The sequence below is a fragment of the Staphylococcus xylosus genome, from assembly GCF_002732165.1.
Classification (GTDB): Bacteria; Bacillota; Bacilli; order Staphylococcales; family Staphylococcaceae; genus Staphylococcus; species Staphylococcus xylosus.
Window position 1 is genome coordinate 324,965 of the sequence record NZ_MRZO01000001.1, and the last position, 19,847, is coordinate 344,811.

The following is a 19,847-nucleotide window of genomic DNA, read 5'->3' on the forward strand; positions in this document are numbered from 1 at the left end:
TTATTTATAGTGATATCAAATATAATCACTTTTATAAAATAAGAAAGGTGTTGATTGTTATGCAATATCAACATTTAATTGATCCTTCATATAATTTAAAAGGTAATGTTGCTATTTTATATGCAAATGATGAAAAAATGTTATCCGTTATCATGAAAGCACTCGTTTTGACAGAGATTGAAGTATATTTATACGACACACAAGATCCAACAGAGATAATTCGCTCTTTCGACATGCATCCACAATTACTCAATAGAATTCATATTCTTACTTTTAGTAACGACAATGAACTTTTTAAGCAATGTGCTGATGATTTGTCTGCTGGTAAAGTATCAGTATTAGTCAAAGGTAATTTGATGTCATCGACATTATTATCCTTTGTACTTAGTAATAAAAGCTTTATTGCTAAGCATGGATTCTTAAATCATGTTGCCTGTTTTAACGTGCCGACTTATCATAAAACATTAATGTTAAGTGATGTAGCATTAAACATTAATCCATCAGTTGAAGAAAAGAAACAAATCATTAATAATTTAACTGAATTTTCTAAAGCGCTTGGCTATGACCAGTTTAAAGTTGGTATTCTTTCATCCGTTGAAAAACCTACCAAGAAAATCTTGTCATCCACGGATGCTGAAAAGCTCAAGAACATATTTAGTAGAACAACATCTGACTATCTATTTGTCGATGGCCCATTAGCTTTTGATAATGCAATTAGTATGGAAAGTGTTATTGAAAAGAATATCAAGTCGCATGTAGCAGGTGATGTAGATGCATTATTGGTATCAAATATAGATGTTGGCAACGCACTTTACAAATCCTTCACTTATTTTGCTAATGCTCGTGTAGCTAGTTTAGTTTTAGGAGCAAAATTCCCGATTGTATTGACCTCAAGGGCAGATACGAAACAAAATAAACTAGACTCATTGTTATTAGCATTAAAAATATTAAATTAATATAAGAGCTTTAATTCAACAAATTTTCCTACATTTCCGACTACTAGCTCAATTTCGGAAATAGGTTATTAATTTTATAATGTAAGAACTTGATGTAATATATAAGTAGATAATATAATTTATATATACAATGAATCAGTTAATGGTACATATTATCTAACTATATATCATAATTAAATTTTAGTATTTAGACTAACATACAAAAGGTATGTCAGTTTCAAGAAGAAGGTGCTACAATGTCTCAAATTCTTGTTTTAAATTTAGGTAGTACATCATCGAAAGTTGCAGTATATGAAGCTCATCAGTGTATGTGGCATGATACAATTCGACATGATATACAACTTACTTCTGAATCATTATGTAAACAAAAGCAATCAAGACTTAAAGAAATTATACTATCATTAAATCATACATCTGATTATACATTGAAAAGCTTTGATGCTATTGCCTGTAGAGGTGGATTACTAAAACCAATGCAAGGTGGCGTTTATCAAATTAACAAAGAAATGTATGATGACCTTAGAACATGTAAATATGGTATACATGCATCAAACCTGAGTGGTATGATTGGTTATGAATTAGGAATAGATATGAACATTCCCGCTTTTACAATTGACCCAGTCGTTGTTGATGAATTACTCGATATTACAAAAATCACAGGAATAAAGCATATAAAACGCCGTAGTATTTTTCACGCATTAAATCAAAAAGCTGTTGCTAGATTATATGCAACCTCTATTCACCAAGCATACGAAGATGTAAATGTTATCGTTGCACACATGGGTGGAGGCATAACGATTGGCGCACATAAAAATGGACAAGTAGTAGATGTAAACGAAGGATTGTTAGGTGAAGGTCCTTTTAGTCCAGAGCGTGCCGGTTCGTTACCCAATGATCAACTCTATGAATTTGGGTACAAGCATAATTTCACACCACAAGAGATGAATCACTTTTTAAGTAAAAAAGGTGGTTTCATTAGTATGTTCAAAACAAATGATTTAAAATTATTATCGGATAAATATGATTCAAACTCCGAAATCAAATTAGCGTTTGATGCATTAGCATATCAAGTTTCTAATGCTATTGGAGCTAGGTCAATTATTTTCCGTGGACAGGTAGATCAAATTATTTTAACAGGTGGTTTAAGTTACAATAAGTTATTAGTTCAAAAAATAAAATCATTCGTTGATTGGATTGCACCTGTAACAATTTATCCAGGAGAAAAAGAAATGGATACATTGGCATTACGTACATTAGATGTACTAGACGGGAAAGAAAAGGTTAAAGCTTATAGTTAGGAGTATTAATATGTCAGAAGAAAAATATGATTTAGTCATTCTTGGCGGGGGTACTGCGGGTTATGTATCTGCGATAAGAGCTTCACAATTAGGAAAGAAAGTTGCATTAGTAGAAAAATCATTACTAGGTGGAACTTGTTTACATAAAGGATGCATTCCGACAAAGGCGTTGTTAAAATCTGCAGAAGTTATGCGTACTGTTACAAACGCAACTGATTTTGGTGTGGACGTTGATGGATTTAAAATAAATTTTGGGCGCATACAAGAACGAAAAAACGAAGTGATAAGCCAAATGTTTAGTGGTGTTAACCATTTGATGGAACATAACAGTATAGATATATTTAATGGGACAGGTAGGATATTAGGTCCTTCTATATTCTCTCCACAAAGTGGCACAATTTCTGTAGAGTACGAGGATGGTGAATCTGAATTAATTCCTAATAATAACGTTCTTATAACTACAGGGTCACAACCTATGTCATTACCGTTTCTATCATTTGATCATAAAGTTGTGCTTTCAAGTGATGATATCTTACAATTGGAACAATTGCCAAATAATCTAGCTATTATTGGTGGAGGTGTTATCGGCTTAGAATTTGCTTCGCTGATGACTGATTTTGGTGTCGATGTAACTGTAATTGAGGCTGGCGCACGTATTTTACCTACTGAAAGTAAAGCAATTGCCAAGACTTTAAGAAAGGAACTAACTGATAGAGGTGTCGCATTTTACGAAAATACACAACTATCTGAATCAGATATAACAGTCGACAAAGATCATATTAATATCAAATTAAATGACGAAATTGTACAATTTGAAAAGGCATTAATTTCTATTGGCAGGCTACCTAATACTGATGATATTGGCTTAAATAATACAAAGATTCAATTAACAGACAAAAAGCATATTGTTGTTAATGAATACCAACAAACCGACGATAAACATATCTATGCAGCGGGTGATTGTATCGGTAATTTACAACTTGCGCATGTTGGCTCTAAAGAAGGCATTATCGCAATTGAACATATGTTTGATCAGTCACCACTTCCAATTGACTATAATAAAATGCCCAAATGCGTTTATACTCAACCTGAAGTGGCAAGTATTGGACTAAATATAGACCAAGCTAAATCTGAAAACATTAAAGCAAAAGCAGTTAAAGTCCCATTCAAAGCTATCGGTAAAGCAGTTATAGAAAATACGACTAATCAAAGTGGTTTTTGTGAAGTTATAATCGATCAAGAACAAGATACTGTGTTAGGACTTAATATGATAGGTCCTCATGTCACAGAATTAATTAACGAAGTGTCACTATTCCAATTTATGAATGGTTCAACTTTAGAACTTGGCCTAACAACACATGCACACCCATCACTATCAGAAGTTTTGATGGAATTAGGATTGAAGGTTGAGAACAGATCGATTCATGTTTAATTTAGGAGGAAATAAGATGTTTGATTATAAATCAGTTGGACTAGAAGAGTCTGATTTAAAAGCAATGTATAAATGGATGGATTTAGGGCGTAAAATAGATGAACGTATGTGGCTATTAAACCGTGCAGGTAAAATACCATTTGTTATAAGTTGTCAAGGACAGGAAGCAACTCAAATAGGTATGGCATATGCTATGCGAGAAGGAGATATTTCTTCACCTTATTATAGAGATTTGGCATTTGTTACCTATATGGGCATGACAGCTTTAGACTCAATGTTAGCAGCGTTTGGTAAACGTGATGATATTAGTTCAGGTGGAAAGCAAATGCCATCTCATTTTAGTAAACGTGAAAAAGGCATTTTATCCCAAAGTTCACCAGTAGGTACACAAATCGTACATGGTGTTGGGGCAGCATTAGCGTTGAAAATGGATAATAAACCAAATATTGCTATGGCTACAGTTGGTGAAGGTAGTTCTAACCAAGGTGATTTTCACGAAGGATTAAACTTTGCAGGCGTACATAAACTACCATTTGTTTGTGTAATTGAAAATAATAAATATGCTATTTCTGTTCCAGATTCGCTACAATATGGTGCCGAAAAATTGTCAGACCGTGCTATTGGTTACGGTATGCATGGTGAACATGTAGACGGTAACGATCCAATTGCAATGTATAAAGTTATGAAAGAGGCTAGAGAACGGGCATTAAATGGTGGCGGTTCTACATTAATTGAAGCTATGTGTACAAGGTTGACAGCCCATTCTTCAGATGATGATGATAAATACCGTACTAAAGAAGAACGGGAAGAATTAAAATCATTAGACTGTAATCTTAAATTTAAAACATTTCTTCTTGAAGAAGGTATTATAAATGAACAATGGTTAGAACAAGTTGAAAGTGAGCATAAAGAAATTGTAAACCAAGCAACTAAAGAAGCCGAAAAAGCACCTTATCCGTCTCCAGAAGAAACATATACACATGTTTATGAAGAAGGGAGTTTAGACAATGCCTAAATTAAGTTACTTAGAAGCAATCCAACAAGGACTAGACCAAGCAATGGAAAAGGACGACGACGTATTTGTATTAGGTGAAGATGTCGGTAAAAAAGGTGGCGTATTTGGCGTTACTTTAGGTTTACAACAAAAATATGGCGAAGCACGTGTTTTAGATACTCCGCTAGCTGAGTCAAATATCGTAGGTACAAGTATTGGTGCGGCAATGTTAGGCAAACGTCCTGTAGCAGAAATACAATTTGCCGAATATATTCTACCTGCTACAAACCAAATTATGAGTGAAGCTGCTAAAATGAGATATCGTTCAAATAATGATTTTTATTGTCCTATTACAATTCGTTCTCCATTTGGAGGGGGGATTCACGGTGCACTTTATCACTCTCAAAGCGTAGAATCTATATTTGCCAACACGCCAGGACTTACAATTGTTATTCCGTCCACGCCATATGATGCAAAAGGTTTATTATTAGCTTCAATCGAATCAAATGACCCAGTATTATATTTCGAACATAAAAAAGCTTATCGCTTACTTAAAGAAGAAGTGCCGGAATCGTATTATACAGTGCCAATTGGTAAAGCTGATGTTAAACGTGAAGGCGATGATATCACTGTATTTACTTATGGACTGTGTGTAAATTATTGTATTCAAGCAGCCGATATGCTCTCAGAAGATGGCGTTAATGTAGAAGTTGTTGATTTACGTACAGTATATCCATTAGATAAACAAACAATTATCGAAAGAGCACAACTAACAGGTAAAGTTTTATTAGTTACCGAAGATAATTTAGAAGGTAGTGTTATGTCTGAAGTAGCTGCTATAATTGCAGAAAACTGTCTGTTCGACTTAGATGCCCCAATAATGAGACTCGCAGGTCCTGATGTTCCAGCGATGCCATTTGCACCGACACTCGAAGACGAGTTTATGATTAATCCAGATAAAATAAAAATTAAAATGCGTGAACTCGCAGAATTCTAAGGAGGCACAAACATGGAAATAAAAATGCCTAAACTCGGTGAAAGTGTTCATGAAGGAACTATAGAACAGTGGCTTGTCTCAGTGGGAGATAAAGTTGAAGAATATGAGCCATTATGTGAAGTAATTACAGATAAAGTCACTGCAGAAGTACCTTCTTCTTATGCAGGTACAATTACAGAGATAAAAGTTGAAGAAGGCGATACTGTAGCTGTAGATGAAATTATTTGTCTATTAGATACTGGTGACGAACAAAATGAAACTGAACAAGAACAATCAACTAATAACCAAGCTGAAGATGTTAAAGAAGAGCTGCAAAACAAGCAGACGACAGGTAATGATAACATCCAAAATGATTCAGTTTCAGCTAATGCAGATGGACCTAAAAATAATGGACGGTATTCACCAGTCGTCTTCAAATTAGCATCTGAAAATCAAATCGACTTAAACCAAGTTGTAGGAACAGGATTTGAAGGTCGTGTAACTAAAAAAGATATAGAGAAAGTTATTAAAGAAGGAACAAGCAAAACATCTTCTACTATTGTAGCGCCAAAAGATTCTCCTAAGGTATCACAACAATCAGCGTATAATGAACCATCACCAGGTTCATCAATACCAGTTAATGGCGTACGTAAACAAATAGCTCAAAATATGGTGAATAGCGTTAACGAAATCCCACATGCATGGATGATGGTAGAAGCAGATGCTACTAACTTAGTTAAAACACGTAATTATCATAAGAATGGTTTTAAAGAAAGTGAAGGCTATAACCTTACGTTCTTTGCATTTTTCGTTAAAGCAGTTGCTGAAGGATTAAAAGCTTATCCATTGTTAAATAGTAGTTGGCAAGATTCTGAGATAGTTATGCATAAAGATGTTAATATCTCTATAGCTGTAGCAGACGAAGATAAATTATATGTGCCTGTGATTAAAAACGCTGATGAAAAGTCAATTAAAGGGATTGCTAGAGAAATTAACGAATTAGCTCAAAAAGCACGTAACAAGAAATTACGCTCAGAAGATATGCAAGGTGGCACATTTACTGTAAATAATACAGGTACGTTCGGTTCGGTATCTTCTATGGGAATTATTAATCATCCTCAAGCTGCAATACTACAGATTGAATCTGTGATTAAAAAACCAGTGGTTATTGATGATATGATTGCGATACGCAACATGGTGAACTTATGTATTTCTATTGATCACCGTATTTTAGATGGTTTGCAGGCGGGTAGATTTATGAACTTCGTGAAAACACGTATTGAACAATACTCAATTGAACATACAAGCATCTACTAATTAACATACAATTGAATAAAGTTGATAATATTTTAGGCTGAGACACAAAATATATGTCTCAGCCTAAAATATTATATTATTAATGGATATCTGTTATTACGTTATTTAATAAATTTTTATATGGGAGGGATTACATCGATGATGCTTAAAAGCATATATATGATTTATACAATTGAAGGAAAATTTAAATATAAATTTTGAGCAAGAAGAAATAACTTATAATTAAATAACTTTCATTTTTACGATTTTATCTATGTCTGAAAGGCAAATATTCTTGAAAGTTTATTGAATCATGTGTACACATGTTGAACAATTGAATATATATTAGTAGAATGAAGATATCAATTTGAAATGAAAGGTGAATTTATTATGGACTTAAACTTTGATTTATATATGACAGATGTCGTTAATCAAGCACGTAATGAAATTGAAGATGCAGGTTACGAACAATTAACATCTGCGGAAGAAGTAGATAATGTTTTAAAACAAGAGGGTACAACATTAGTAATGGTCAATTCTGTTTGTGGCTGTGCAGGTGGTATTGCGAGACCAGCAGCAGCGCATGCATTACACTATGATAAATTACCAAATCGTCTTGTTACTGTTTTTGCTGGTCAAGATAAAGAAGCTACACAGCAAGCTAGAGACTATTTTGAAGGCTTTGCTCCATCAAGTCCATCGTTCTCCTTAGTCAAAGATGGTAAAGTCACAGAAATGATTGAAAGGCACCAAATCGAAGGCCATGATGTGATGGATGTGATTAATCAATTACAAAACTTATTCGACACTTATTGTGACGAAAAATAGAGGTCTTATTAAATGATGAGTTTAAATCCATATCGAATCGGATTTAGAACAATTAAGACTGCAGTTGGAATGGCGCTAGGAATCATAATTGCTAAATTAATGGGTTTAGATAATTTTGCTTCCAGTGCCATTTTAGTTGTTTTATGTATCAAACATACTAAAGTACATTCACTACAAGCAATTGTTTCTCGTTTTGTATCATGTCTTATGGTTCTAATTCTAGGTTCTGTTGCATTTAGTATGTTAGGGCAAAGTGCGATTGTTTTAGGTCTAATTGTTCTGTTTTTTATACCGTTAACAGTGGTATTTAAAGTACAAGAGGGTGTTGTAACCAGTTGCGTCATCTTATTACACGTATTCAATGCGTCAGTCATTGATTTGCAATTGTTTTACAATGAGATTCTGCTTTTAATCGTTGGTTTGGGAATTGCATTCTTAATGAACGTTATTATGCCTAGTTTGGATAGTAATTTAAAACATTACAAACAAGAAATCGAACAACAATTCACTTATATTTTTGAGCAATTTAGTAATACATGTAAAAAGCCAAACAATAATGTAAATATAGCTTTTGATGAATTGAAATATACGATTCGGAAGGCAAAATCTATCGCTTTTAGAGATGTTAAAAATCATTTTGTTAGAAATGAAAACTCTTATTATCATTATTTTGATATGCGAGAGGAACAATTAGAGCTTTTACGCCGTATGTCTACAATTATTGAAAATATTGAATCCAAAGATTGTTTATTGTCCAAAATATCTAATTTATTTGCAGAAGTAGCTACTAATGTAAATAGCAATGATTACACAGTATTACGTCTACATTCCTTATATGAAATAAGGTTAGAATTAAATAAATTAGAATTACCAACCACTCATGAAGGATTTAGAACGCGTGCAAATCTATTACAATTATTAAATGAATTAGAAGCATATTTAGTTGTTAAATCACAATTTGGTTCACTACGTCTTCACAGTGATCAAAAGCCTGCAGCATCATAAAAAGCTCACATATAGTATGAGAGCGGTTTGAGTTTATATACTCAGTCGTTTACTCATGCTATATGTGAGCTTTGTTTATTTTAGGAGATGGATATACAACATTCATATACTTAATTAATGATTAATTCACTAGTGGAACGACACTTGTTAATATCAATGCAAGTACAACAGCTACTAACATTACTACGATAATAACTCTCAATACTTTATTATTGTTCAACTTATATTCCTCCAAATCATTGAAAATAGGATTAATCTGTACATTTTCATGCATAAAAATCAACCAACTATATTCAAATTTAAATTTGTTTTATATTGTTATTATAGCATATGATCAGTCTGAACACAGAGTCATATTAGTTTTACTACTACATATATTTCGTTAAACTGAACTAGTAGATATAAATATAAGAATGGGGAATTATAAATGATAAATAAACAACGACTTATAGATACTTTTTTAGAATTAGTGCAAATTAATTCTGAAAGTGGTAAGGAACAAGCCATACAACAATTCCTTAAATCTAAATTTGAAACTTTAGGTGTTACTGTAGAAGAAGATAACGCAAGTATTAATAAATGTTTGGGTGCTAATAATTTAGTGTGTACATTATTAGCAACTGAAAATATGGATAATGTTGATAAAGTGTATTTTACAAGTCACATGGACACTGTAACTCCAGGTGTCGACATTAAACCGCAAATTAAAGATGATGGATACATATATTCCGATGGCACAACTATTTTAGGTGCTGACGACAAAGCTGGATTGGCAGCTATTTTAGAACTTGTACAAACAATTAAGGACCAAGAATTGTCACATGGTCAAATACAATTTGTTATAACAGCGGGGGAAGAAATAGGATTAGAAGGAGCAAAGGCTTTAGATTATACATTATTAGATGCTGATTATGGTTATGCAATCGATGCAAGTGTTGATGTTGGTAAAACAGTTACCCACGCTCCTACACAAATGAAAGTCAATGCAACAATATATGGAAAAACAGCACATGCAAGCACTCCTAATAAAGGAATAAGTGCAATTAATATTGCAGCGAAAGCTGTTAGTGAAATGAATTTAGGACAAATAGATGAGTTTACGACTGCAAATATCGGTCGTTTTGAAGGAGGTTCTGCTACAAATATCATTGCAGATAAAGTTACGCTTAAAGCTGAAGCACGTTCACATTCAGAGTCAAGTATACAAGCTCAAGTTGAACATATGAAGTCTGTTTTTGAAGAAACAGCTCAAAGATATGACTGTACGGCCGATGTTGAAATAATTAAAAGTTATCCAGGATTTGAAATTGCAAATGATGCGCTAGTTACCAAAGTAGCTAAGTCAAGTGCTGTCGCTTTAGGATTAGCTCCTGAGGCAGTGATTGCTAGCGGTGGATCGGATGGCAACATCATTAATCAAATAGGTATACCAACTGTAATATTAGGTGTAGGGTATGAAAATATTCATACTACTGATGAACGTATGCCTATTAGTTCATTAAACCTGTTAACAGAACAATTAATTAAGATCGTTGAAATAATTAGTCAGAAATCTTTAAACTGATTAAGTGAATATTCTTACGTCTTTATGATACAATATACTAGAAAACTTTAATAAGAGAGGTTAGTAATATGACACAACAAATTGGTGTAGTAGGTTTAGCCGTAATGGGTAAAAATCTTGCTTGGAATATTGAATCACGTGGATATAGCGTTTCTGTTTTTAATCGCTCATCTGCAAAAACGGATGAAATGGTTACAGAATCTGAAGGTAAAAACATACATCCAACATACTCTATAGAGGATTTTGTTAATTCTTTAGAAAAACCCCGCAAAATTTTATTAATGGTTAAAGCTGGACCAGCAACAGATGCAACAATCGATAGCTTATTACCATTATTAGATAACGATGATATCTTAATTGATGGTGGTAATACGAACTATCAAGATACTATTAGACGTAACAAAGCACTTGCTGAGAGCGGTGTTAACTTTATCGGAATGGGTGTATCCGGTGGTGAAGTTGGTGCGTTAACAGGTCCTTCATTAATGCCAGGCGGTCAAAAAGACGCATTCGATAAAGTAAGTCATATTTTAGAATCAATCTCAGCTAAAGCTGATGATGGTGCTTCTTGTGTCGCTTATATCGGTCCAAATGGTGCAGGTCACTATGTAAAAATGGTGCACAACGGTATTGAATACGCAGATATGCAATTAATTGCAGAAAGTTATGCAATGATGAAAGATTTATTAGGCATGTCTCACGAAGAAATTTCAAATACTTTTAAAGACTGGAATGCTGGTGAATTATCAAGTTATTTAATTGAAATTACTGGTGATATCTTTACTAAATTAGATGAAGGTAAAGACGAAGCTCTAGTTGAACAAATTTTAGATACTGCTGGCCAAAAAGGCACAGGTAAATGGACATCAATCAACGCTTTAGAATTAGGAATTCCATTAACAATTATTACAGAGTCAGTATTTGCTCGTTTTATTTCTTCAATAAAAGAAGAACGTGTTAATGCTTCTAAACAATTAAATGGTCCACGTTCTAAATTTGAAGGAAATAAAGATGAGTTCCTTGAAAAAATTCGTAAAGCACTATATATGAGTAAAATTTGTTCATATGCACAAGGTTTCGCTCAAATGAGAAAAGCTAGTGAAGATAACGAATGGAATTTAAAACTAGGTGAATTAGCTATGATTTGGCGTGAAGGTTGTATTATTCGTGCACAATTCTTACAAAAAATTAAAGAAGCATATGATAATGATAATGAATTACAGAACTTATTATTAGATCCATACTTCAAAGATATTGTAACGAATTATCAAGATGCATTACGTGATGTAGTTGCAACTGGTGTTCAAAATGGTGTACCAACACCTGGTTTCTCTGCAAGTATTAACTATTATGATAGTTATCGCTCAGAAAACTTACCAGCTAACTTAATCCAAGCTCAACGTGATTATTTCGGCGCACATACTTATGAGCGTAAAGATCGCGATGGAGTATTCCATACACAATGGATTGAAGATTAAGATTAACTGTTGATTTAATTTTATAAAAAATAAACTACCCGTAACCAAAGACATGTGTCTTTAGTTGCGGGTAGTTTTTGTATCTTATAACTTTTTCTAAATTTTTAAAAATGATTTTGTGCAAACGCTTGCACAAATTCTTTGACATGCTGAATAGCTTTAATTATTATAAGAGTTAGTTACATAAGGTTTCGTATAGAAACTAAACAAAGGAAGGCGTTTATGGTCACAATTAAAGACATTGCCCAAGCAGCTAATGTTTCAACTTCAACTGTTTCAAGAGTTATCAGTGGCAACCCAAGAATTAGTATACAAACACGAGAAAAAGTAAAGGCAGCTATGAAATCTTTCAATTATCAACCAAACCGAGCAGCGAGAACGTTAGCAACAAAACAATCAAATACAATTGGTATTATACAAAAGTCTGCTTCTATTGAAGATAGTCAAAATCCATTTGTTTTAGATGTACTTTCTGGTATTTTTAGCAAATGTAAAAATCATGGGTATGCCACAATTTCAACTACAAAATGTCAGAGGATTGAGATAGAACTAGAAGTCCAAGAAATGATTCATTATCATTCTGTTGATGGCTTTATAGTACTTTATTCTAAAAAGAATGATCCTATAGTTGATATATTAAAATCACACGCCATGCCATATGTGATTATTGGTAAGCCTTTAACAGATGATGGCATCATTCATATAGATAATGACAATGTAAGTGCATCGCAATCATTAACACGGTATTTAATTGATAAAGGACATAATAAATTTTTATTTGTAGCAGAAACAGGTAACTATGAAGTTTTAAAAGATAGGATAGCAGGCCATTTAAATGCTATAGAACAGACCGATTCAGTAACCGATATTGTGTATTTTGCTAAAAATCGCCACTATATTAGATCATTTTTTCAAGATCTTATTGAACATTGTACATTACCGACTGTCGTCATTACTTCCGACACACTACTGAATCACCTAATATTAAGTATTTTTTATGAATTAAAGTTGCATATACCTACAGATATTCAAACGGCAACATTTAATGATTCTTATTTAAATGCATTTGCATCTCCACCACAAACAACTGTGGATATTTATCCGAAACTACTCGGAGAAACAGCAGCTGAATCAGCTATAAATATTATACAAGGTCACAATATCTTAGATTTTTATAAATTAATACCAACAACAATTATTGAACGTGAATCAACCACAACAATTCAGGAGGTATAGTATGAACAAACAATGGTGGAAAGAAGCAGTAGCATATCAAATTTATCCAAGAAGTTTTAATGATTCTAATAATGATGGTATCGGTGATTTACCTGGAGTTATTGAAAAGTTAGATTACTTAAATGAATTAGGCATTGATGTGATATGGTTAAGCCCTATGTATAAATCTCCTAATGATGATAACGGCTATGACATTAGTGATTATACTGATATTATGGATGAATTTGGAACAATGGACGATTTTAATTTATTGTTAGAAAGTGTTCATCAACGTGGCATGAAATTAATTCTTGATCTAGTTGTTAATCATACTTCTGATGAGCATCCATGGTTTATAGAATCTAAATCCAGCAAAGATAACCCTAAACGTGATTGGTATATATGGCAAGAACCTAAAACCGATGGCTCAGAACCTAATAATTGGGAAAGTATATTTAATGGTTCTACATGGGAATATGATGACACTACAGGTGAATATTACTTCCACTTATTTAGCAAAAAGCAGCCAGACTTAAATTGGGACAATAAAGAAGTTCGTCATGCTATTTTCGAAATGATGAATTGGTGGTTTGAAAAAGGAATCGATGGTTTTAGAGTAGATGCAATCACTCATATTAAGAAATCGTTTGAAGCAGGAGATTTACCTGTTCCAGAAGGAAAAACTTATGCCCCTGCATTTGATGTAGATATGAATCAACCTGGAATTCAAAGTTGGTTACAAGAAATGAAAGAAAAATCATTAAATCAGTACGATATTATGACAGTCGGTGAAGCAAATGGTGTAAACCCAGAAAATGCAGTGGAATGGGTAGGGGAAAATGAAGGAAAGTTTAATATGATATTCCAATTTGAGCATTTAGGTTTATGGAATACTGGTGATTCTAAATTTGACGTTAAAGCTTATAAAGACGTTCTTAATAGATGGCAGAAACAATTAGAGAATGTAGGATGGAACGCACTGTTTATAGAGAACCATGACCAACCTCGTCGCGTCTCAACATGGGGAGACGACCAAAATTATTGGTATGAATCAGCTACAAGCCATGCTATTGTCTATTTCTTACAACAAGGTACACCTTTTATTTATCAAGGACAAGAAATCGGAATGACAAACTATCCTTTTGAAAGTGTTGAAACATTTAATGATGTTGCAGTAGTTAACGAATATAATATTGTTAAATCACAAAATGGAGATGTTTCAGCATTATTGGAAAAACATAAAATGGAGAACAGAGATAATTCAAGGACACCAATGCAATGGAACAATCAAACAAATAGTGGCTTTTCAGAACATAGTCCTTGGTTCCCAGTAAATCCAAATTATAAAGCGATTAATGTTGCTGAACAGCAGCAAGATCCAAATTCAATATTAAACTTTTATAAATCATTAATTACCTTAAAAAAATCAGATGATATATACACATACGGTACATTTGATTTAGTAGATAAGAATAATGAGCAAGTATTTGCTTATACGAGAACACTAAACAACAAAAAAGTACTAATTGTAGCTAACTTAACAAATCAGACTGCTACGTTCAAATATGATAATTCAATAAATCAGGATAATATTTTACTTCATAATTATAAAAATGAAGGAATAGATATTAATGCTCTCAAGCCTTTTGAAGCGTTTGTTTTATCGACGTAATAATTAATGTTTAAGAAAAATCATAGACTAGCTATTGAAAGTTTTCATATAAAAAAGCATAGGTAAACGATATCTAAATTTCTATTAAGATATCGTCAGCCTATACTCACAATGATATTTTATTATATTAAATATAGCTTTTATATGTGTTTTTAATCTTACTGCCAGCAAAGCATCTTTTTTTGTTGGCAGTATTTAATTTCGTACTTTAAAATTTGTGTTTTTCACATAAACATACTTTCAAATGTTAGTAATGACACTACTTAAAAATCGTCAGTTAAATATTGTTCCTGGTCAACAGGCATCCATAATTGAACTTTAGTGAATGGGTCGTCAAATGAAATATCGAAAGGGTAAATTTCTACATAAAGACTATTGTGTTCGTACGGTAAAGTCATTTGTAGGCTAGTTTCAATATAATACCAAGCTTCATTTACTACGTAATCGAGTTCTCCTTGCAAATTAAATTTTGCATATTGTCTTTCTGGCAAAAATCGGCTTTCTAAATGAGCAGGGTATCTTTCACTTGGAACACCAACAAATATTTCCATACCTTCATCTAGGGGACAATTAACGACAAACAATTCATGCGGACCAATATCATTATAGCGTTGAAGCTCAGTTATTTTGTCTTCATTAAGTAAATCATCTAAAAAGTCAGGAACCTTAAATGGATTTTCTAAATGATTTGAATCAACAAATCGAGCATATCCCACTAATGAAATACCTTCTGTATCTTCTAAACGGTAAGTATTCGGCGGCTTTTCTGTTGTTGTAAGTTTGATATAAAGCCTAGCTTGCATCTTTAATTCATCACGCTTTGTATTTACTTGTATAGGTGAGACACCATGAAAATCGCTAAAGTCATTTGCAAATTCATTTGTATTAGCATAATTGTACTTTTTTGCAACATCTACTAACCGACTTGAACCACTGATAATTTCTTTTGCTGCCAAAGTCATTCTACGAGCTCTAGCATATTCAGTGGGGGATTGACCAACTATCATTTTAAACGATTGATCAAGATGATAAGGTGAAAGACCAACGTAATCACTGAGTGATTGCAAATGAAAAGGCTCTAGCAAATGATCCTCAATATAAACAATTGCCTGTTGTATTTGCTTGATAACGTCCAAAACTTTCACTCCTAATTTTCATTTAACTACTTTTCACTTTTAACCTATTTAATACTATATCCATATGCTTGGCATATTTACTAATTAAGTATATTCTACATCATTTCTGTTTCACTTACATCTAAAAAATAATTAATAGGGTAAAATGTAAATAACAGATTTAATCTACTGTTTACTTCAATAAATTAAATAATAACACAAAAAAGATATAAGAAAAAAGATATAAGAAAAAGAGAGCGCGACCGAAATCAAATATTTACAATTGATTTCACGCCATGCTCTCTTGACTTAAATTTGTTAATAATCAAAAATTATAGTAGTTCATAAATATCGCTATATAAATGCTTTATAACGTCATAGTTACGATGTTATAAAGCAACATTATATTAAAACCTCATAATTTTTACTTAGCGGTTAATGGATATCGTCCCACCAATGGAAACCATCTCTACTTAATAGCAAATCACTTTCCAATGGACCATTTGAACCTGATTCGTAGTTAGGGAATTCTGGCTCGTTTTGATTCCATTCTTCTTGTATAGCATCTACAAATTTCCAAGTAGATTTTAATTCTTCCCAATGCGTAAAGTTTGTGGCATCTCCATTTAAACAATCAAAGAGTAAGTTTTCATATGCATCCACTGTATTCATCTTATCTTGTGCACTCATAGCATATGATAATTGGACAGGTTCAGTCTCAATACCTTGGACATTTTTCTTCGCATTTAAATGTAATGATACACCTTCATTAGGCTGGATATTAATAACGAGTAAATTAGAATCTAATTTTTTATCTGTTTCATAATATAAATTCATAGGAACTTCTTTAAATTCAACGACTACTTGAATCGTTTTGCTCTTCATTCGTTTACCAGTTCTAATATAAAATGGGACACCAGCCCATCTGAAATTATCGATAGTTAATTTACCAGAGACAAATGTAGGAGTCGTAGAGTCTTCAGCTACTCTATCTTCATCTCTATATTTAGGAACTTTTTTACCATCAATTGTACCTTCATCGTATTGTCCACGAACAAAGTTATGGCGTACTTCTTCTGTTTCTAGTTTACGTAATGACTTTAATGCCTTAACTTTTTCTGCTCTGATGTCTTCACTGTTTAAGCTGATCGGCGCTTCCATCGCAAGTAGAGCAACCATTTGTAACATATGGTTTTGTACCATATCTTTTAAGGCACCGCTAGATTCGTAATAGCCTCCTCTATCTTCGACGCCAAGCACTTCTGAAGACGTAACTTGAATATTAGAAATATATTTATTGTTCCACAGAGGTTCAAACATCGCGTTGGCAAAACGTAAAACTTCAATATTTTGTACCATATCTTTACCTAAGTAATGATCGATACGATAAATTTCTTCTTCTTTAAATGAACGACGCAATTGTTCATTTAATTTTTCAGCTGATGCTAAATCTGTACCAAATGGTTTTTCAATAACAAGACGCTTGAAGCCTGTTGTATCTGTTAATCCAGATGATTTCAAATAATCTGAAATTACACCAAAGAATTTAGGTGCCATCGCTAAGTAAAATAGTCTGTTTCCATTTAACTGGAATTCACTATCAAGCTTATTACTTACTTCTAGTAATGATTGATAACTTGATTCATCACTAACATCATGCTTATGATAAAAAACGTGTTCCATAAATTTATCTAAATGTTTTGTATCTTTAACATGTTCTTGTATTGATGATTTCACTTGATTACGGAAATCATCATTTGTTAAGTCTCTTCTACCAATACCAATTATAGCAACTTGCTCATTTAAATTTTCTTGTTGATATAAATGGAACAATGACGGGAATAATTTTCTATGACTCAAATCCCCAGTTGCCCCAAAAATTGTTATTAAGCATGGAATGTCTTTATTTTTAGTATTCAAGATCAAAACCTCAATTCTTTTTATAAATCTGTATTTATTATAGAACAATAATAAGACATGTTCCTACCATTTTGCTTAAAAGAATTTATTTTTAATATATTTTTTATTCTTTTCTGTGATAAAATGTGAACAAGAAGAGGAGGCACATGCATGGAAATCACATTTTTTGGTACGAGTGCTGGTCTACCAACAAAAGAACGTAACACGCAAGCTATCGCTTTAAATTTAGAACCATATTCTAATAGTATCTGGTTATTTGATGTAGGTGAAGCTACCCAACACCAGATTTTGCACCATTCCATAAAACTAGGTAAAGTTGATCATATTTTTATCACGCATATGCATGGCGATCACATTTTTGGATTGCCTGGTTTACTAACAAGCAGATCTTTTCAAGGTGGCGAAGGAAAAGGTTTAACTGTCGTTGGGCCAAAGGGGATAAAAGCATTTATAGAAACAACTTTACAGTTATCTGAATCGAAATTAAATTATCCAATTACTTACATAGAAATAGAAGATCATTTATCATATCAAAATAATGGTTTTAATGTAGAAGCGCATATGTTAAAACATGGTATACCGTCGTTTGGTTATCGCATAGAGGCACCTTATACATCTGGTAAAATTGATGTAGCTGCCCTTAAAAGAATAGGTCTTGAACCTGGGCCTAAATACCAAGAAGTTAAAAATAATGAAACTTTTGAATATAATGGTCAAATCTATACTTCGAAAGACTTTAAAGGAGAAGCAACTAAGGGGCCTGTTATTGCAATTTTTGGTGATACTATGCCATGTAATAATGAAGCAATTATTGCAGATAAGGCCAATGTTATGGTCCACGAAAGTACATATATTGAAGGTGATAAATCATTAGCAAACAATTATCATCACAGTCATATCGAAGACGTGTTTAACTTAATAGAAACAGCGCAAGTGGAGTATAGTTTAATCACGCATTTAAGTAATCGATATACTTTGAGTGAAATAGAAGATATTAGCTTATCACTTAAATCAAAACCTTCCACACCGCCATTCACTTTCGTTAAAGATTTTGATTCTTGGACATTTTAATTACTTGTTTAAAATAAAAAATGTGGTTGAGACATAATGAATGTCCTAACCACATTTTTTTATAAATTTATTAACAAACGTCAATTAAGCTAAAATTGATTTATTCATCATCTTGATTTGATAATTCAACGCTTCGATTGACTGCCGCTCTTAAACAATCTTCAAACACACTTTCTAAGTCATGTTGACTTAATGCATTTAAGCCAGCCTGTGTTGTACCACCTTTAGAAGTGATGTTCTTTCTCAACTGTTCCATACTTAATTCTGAGCGTTCAATCATTTTACTTGTTCCAATAATTAAATTACGTATAGATTCTTCGACTTGAGCTTTTTCAAGACCTAGCCTAGTTCCAGCAGTTACATACTGTTCAAAAACATGATATAAAAATGCTGGTCCGCTCCCAGTAATAGCAGTCACTTGATGTAAATTATCTTCAGAGACTTCTATCGCTGAACCGAATGCATTGATTAAACTATCAACTTCTTCTTTTGATTTTGCCCCAAAGTTACTAGAAAAACTAATGCCTGTTACAGAATGACCGACGTGTGCATTCGTATTTGGCATAATACGAGCAATTGGACTGTTAAAATCCAATTTTTCACGAATATAACTAATTGGTAAACCGGCCATTATTGATATAAATTTATTATTTTCAACAATATATGGTTTGATTCTTTCTGCTAAATTATCAAAATCATATGGTTTCGTTCCCAAGAATACATAATCTGCATCTTTTAATAAAGCTTCATCATCATAGCTGTAATTGACGCCTAAGTCATCAGCATATTCTTTTAAAGCAACTTCATTTGAACGATTTGTTAAATATATATCGTTAGAATCAATAACATTTGAATTAACGATACCTGTAAAAATTGCATGTGCCATATTTCCAGCACCATAAAATACTAGTTTCATGTGAACATTTCACTTCCTCTAAGTTTTTATGTATCCATACTAACATAGTTTTAACATATGGCTAATATTAATAGATGACATATATAAATCTTTTCGTTTATACTGGAATTA

Annotated in this window: 17 protein-coding genes; 13 read left to right on the plus strand and 4 right to left on the minus strand. The window is 32.7% G+C overall.

What is annotated here, in order from left to right; translation table 11 throughout:
- The first annotated feature begins 59 nt into the window (after positions 1 to 59).
- The 8 genes from BTM19_RS01650 to BTM19_RS01685 all read left to right on the plus strand — a co-directional run bounded on the left by BTM19_RS01650 (position 60) and on the right by BTM19_RS01685 (position 8,785).
- Positions 60 to 956 carry a phosphate acyltransferase gene (locus tag BTM19_RS01650; protein WP_029377214.1) on the plus strand — a complete coding sequence of 299 codons (897 nt, stop codon included), beginning with the start codon at positions 60 to 62 and terminating at the stop codon, positions 954 to 956.
- 236 nt (positions 957 to 1,192) lie between these two features.
- The gene (gene buk, locus BTM19_RS01655) at positions 1,193 to 2,254 is read left to right on the plus strand and encodes a butyrate kinase (protein WP_029377215.1); all 1,062 of its coding nucleotides are present in this window, start codon (positions 1,193 to 1,195) and stop codon (positions 2,252 to 2,254) included.
- Between the two features lie 10 nt (positions 2,255 to 2,264).
- Positions 2,265 to 3,686 (plus strand): dihydrolipoyl dehydrogenase, encoded by a 1,422-nt coding sequence (lpdA, locus tag BTM19_RS01660; RefSeq protein ID WP_029377216.1) that lies wholly within the window; start codon positions 2,265 to 2,267, stop codon positions 3,684 to 3,686.
- A 16-nt stretch (positions 3,687 to 3,702) separates the two neighbouring features.
- Positions 3,703 to 4,701 carry a thiamine pyrophosphate-dependent dehydrogenase E1 component subunit alpha gene (locus BTM19_RS01665; RefSeq protein WP_029377217.1) on the plus strand — a complete coding sequence of 333 codons (999 nt, stop codon included), beginning with the start codon at positions 3,703 to 3,705 and terminating at the stop codon, positions 4,699 to 4,701.
- Positions 4,694 to 5,677 carry an alpha-ketoacid dehydrogenase subunit beta gene (locus tag BTM19_RS01670; protein ID WP_029377218.1) on the plus strand — a complete coding sequence of 328 codons (984 nt, stop codon included), beginning with the start codon at positions 4,694 to 4,696 and terminating at the stop codon, positions 5,675 to 5,677. Before BTM19_RS01665 ends, BTM19_RS01670 begins: the two co-directional genes overlap by 8 nt.
- A gap of 12 nt (positions 5,678 to 5,689) precedes the next feature.
- Entirely contained in the window at positions 5,690 to 6,973 is a 1,284-nt protein-coding gene (locus BTM19_RS01675) for a dihydrolipoamide acetyltransferase family protein (RefSeq protein WP_029377219.1), read from the plus strand.
- A gap of 369 nt (positions 6,974 to 7,342) precedes the next feature.
- Positions 7,343 to 7,780: a bacilliredoxin BrxB gene (gene brxB / locus BTM19_RS01680; protein ID WP_058625677.1), complete on the plus strand. Its 438-nt coding sequence runs from the start codon at positions 7,343 to 7,345 to the stop codon at positions 7,778 to 7,780.
- 12 nt (positions 7,781 to 7,792) lie between these two features.
- Positions 7,793 to 8,785, plus strand: coding sequence for an aromatic acid exporter family protein (locus tag BTM19_RS01685; RefSeq protein ID WP_029377221.1), 993 nt, complete (start codon positions 7,793 to 7,795; stop codon positions 8,783 to 8,785).
- A 121-nt stretch (positions 8,786 to 8,906) separates the two neighbouring features.
- Here BTM19_RS01685 and prli42 read toward each other — a convergent pair whose 3' ends face one another.
- Positions 8,907 to 9,005: a stressosome-associated protein Prli42 gene (prli42, locus tag BTM19_RS13025; RefSeq protein ID WP_017724546.1), complete on the minus strand. Its 99-nt coding sequence runs from the start codon at positions 9,003 to 9,005 to the stop codon at positions 8,907 to 8,909.
- 207 nt (positions 9,006 to 9,212) lie between these two features.
- Between prli42 and BTM19_RS01690 the strand changes: the two genes are divergently transcribed.
- From BTM19_RS01690 to BTM19_RS01705, 4 genes are all read left to right on the plus strand, one after another.
- Positions 9,213 to 10,349 carry a M20/M25/M40 family metallo-hydrolase gene (locus BTM19_RS01690; RefSeq protein WP_058625676.1) on the plus strand — a complete coding sequence of 379 codons (1,137 nt, stop codon included), beginning with the start codon at positions 9,213 to 9,215 and terminating at the stop codon, positions 10,347 to 10,349.
- 68 nt (positions 10,350 to 10,417) lie between these two features.
- Positions 10,418 to 11,827 carry an NADP-dependent phosphogluconate dehydrogenase gene (gndA, locus tag BTM19_RS01695; protein ID WP_029377223.1) on the plus strand — a complete coding sequence of 470 codons (1,410 nt, stop codon included), beginning with the start codon at positions 10,418 to 10,420 and terminating at the stop codon, positions 11,825 to 11,827.
- Positions 11,828 to 12,049: 222 nt separating this feature from the next.
- Positions 12,050 to 13,063 carry a LacI family DNA-binding transcriptional regulator gene (locus BTM19_RS01700; protein WP_029377224.1) on the plus strand — a complete coding sequence of 338 codons (1,014 nt, stop codon included), beginning with the start codon at positions 12,050 to 12,052 and terminating at the stop codon, positions 13,061 to 13,063.
- 1 nt (position 13,064) lies between these two features.
- Complete coding sequence (locus tag BTM19_RS01705; protein ID WP_029377225.1) at positions 13,065 to 14,714, plus strand: glycoside hydrolase family 13 protein; 1,650 nt, start codon at positions 13,065 to 13,067, stop codon at positions 14,712 to 14,714.
- A 263-nt stretch (positions 14,715 to 14,977) separates the two neighbouring features.
- Here BTM19_RS01705 and BTM19_RS01710 read toward each other — a convergent pair whose 3' ends face one another.
- Both BTM19_RS01710 and zwf read right to left on the minus strand, forming a co-directional pair.
- Complete coding sequence (locus tag BTM19_RS01710; protein ID WP_029377226.1) at positions 14,978 to 15,850, minus strand: AraC family transcriptional regulator; 873 nt, start codon at positions 15,848 to 15,850, stop codon at positions 14,978 to 14,980.
- A gap of 414 nt (positions 15,851 to 16,264) precedes the next feature.
- Positions 16,265 to 17,749 carry a glucose-6-phosphate dehydrogenase gene (gene zwf / locus BTM19_RS01715; protein ID WP_029377227.1) on the minus strand — a complete coding sequence of 495 codons (1,485 nt, stop codon included), beginning with the start codon at positions 17,747 to 17,749 and terminating at the stop codon, positions 16,265 to 16,267.
- Positions 17,750 to 17,899: 150 nt separating this feature from the next.
- On the opposite strand from zwf, the gene rnz reads away from it, so the two are divergent.
- The gene (rnz, locus tag BTM19_RS01720) at positions 17,900 to 18,820 is read left to right on the plus strand and encodes a ribonuclease Z (protein ID WP_029377228.1); all 921 of its coding nucleotides are present in this window, start codon (positions 17,900 to 17,902) and stop codon (positions 18,818 to 18,820) included.
- A 100-nt stretch (positions 18,821 to 18,920) separates the two neighbouring features.
- Here rnz and proC read toward each other — a convergent pair whose 3' ends face one another.
- On the minus strand, positions 18,921 to 19,736 hold the full coding sequence (proC, locus tag BTM19_RS01725; RefSeq protein WP_058625674.1) for a pyrroline-5-carboxylate reductase: 816 nt from the start codon (positions 19,734 to 19,736) through the stop codon (positions 18,921 to 18,923).
- Between the last annotated feature and the right edge of the window lie 111 nt (positions 19,737 to 19,847).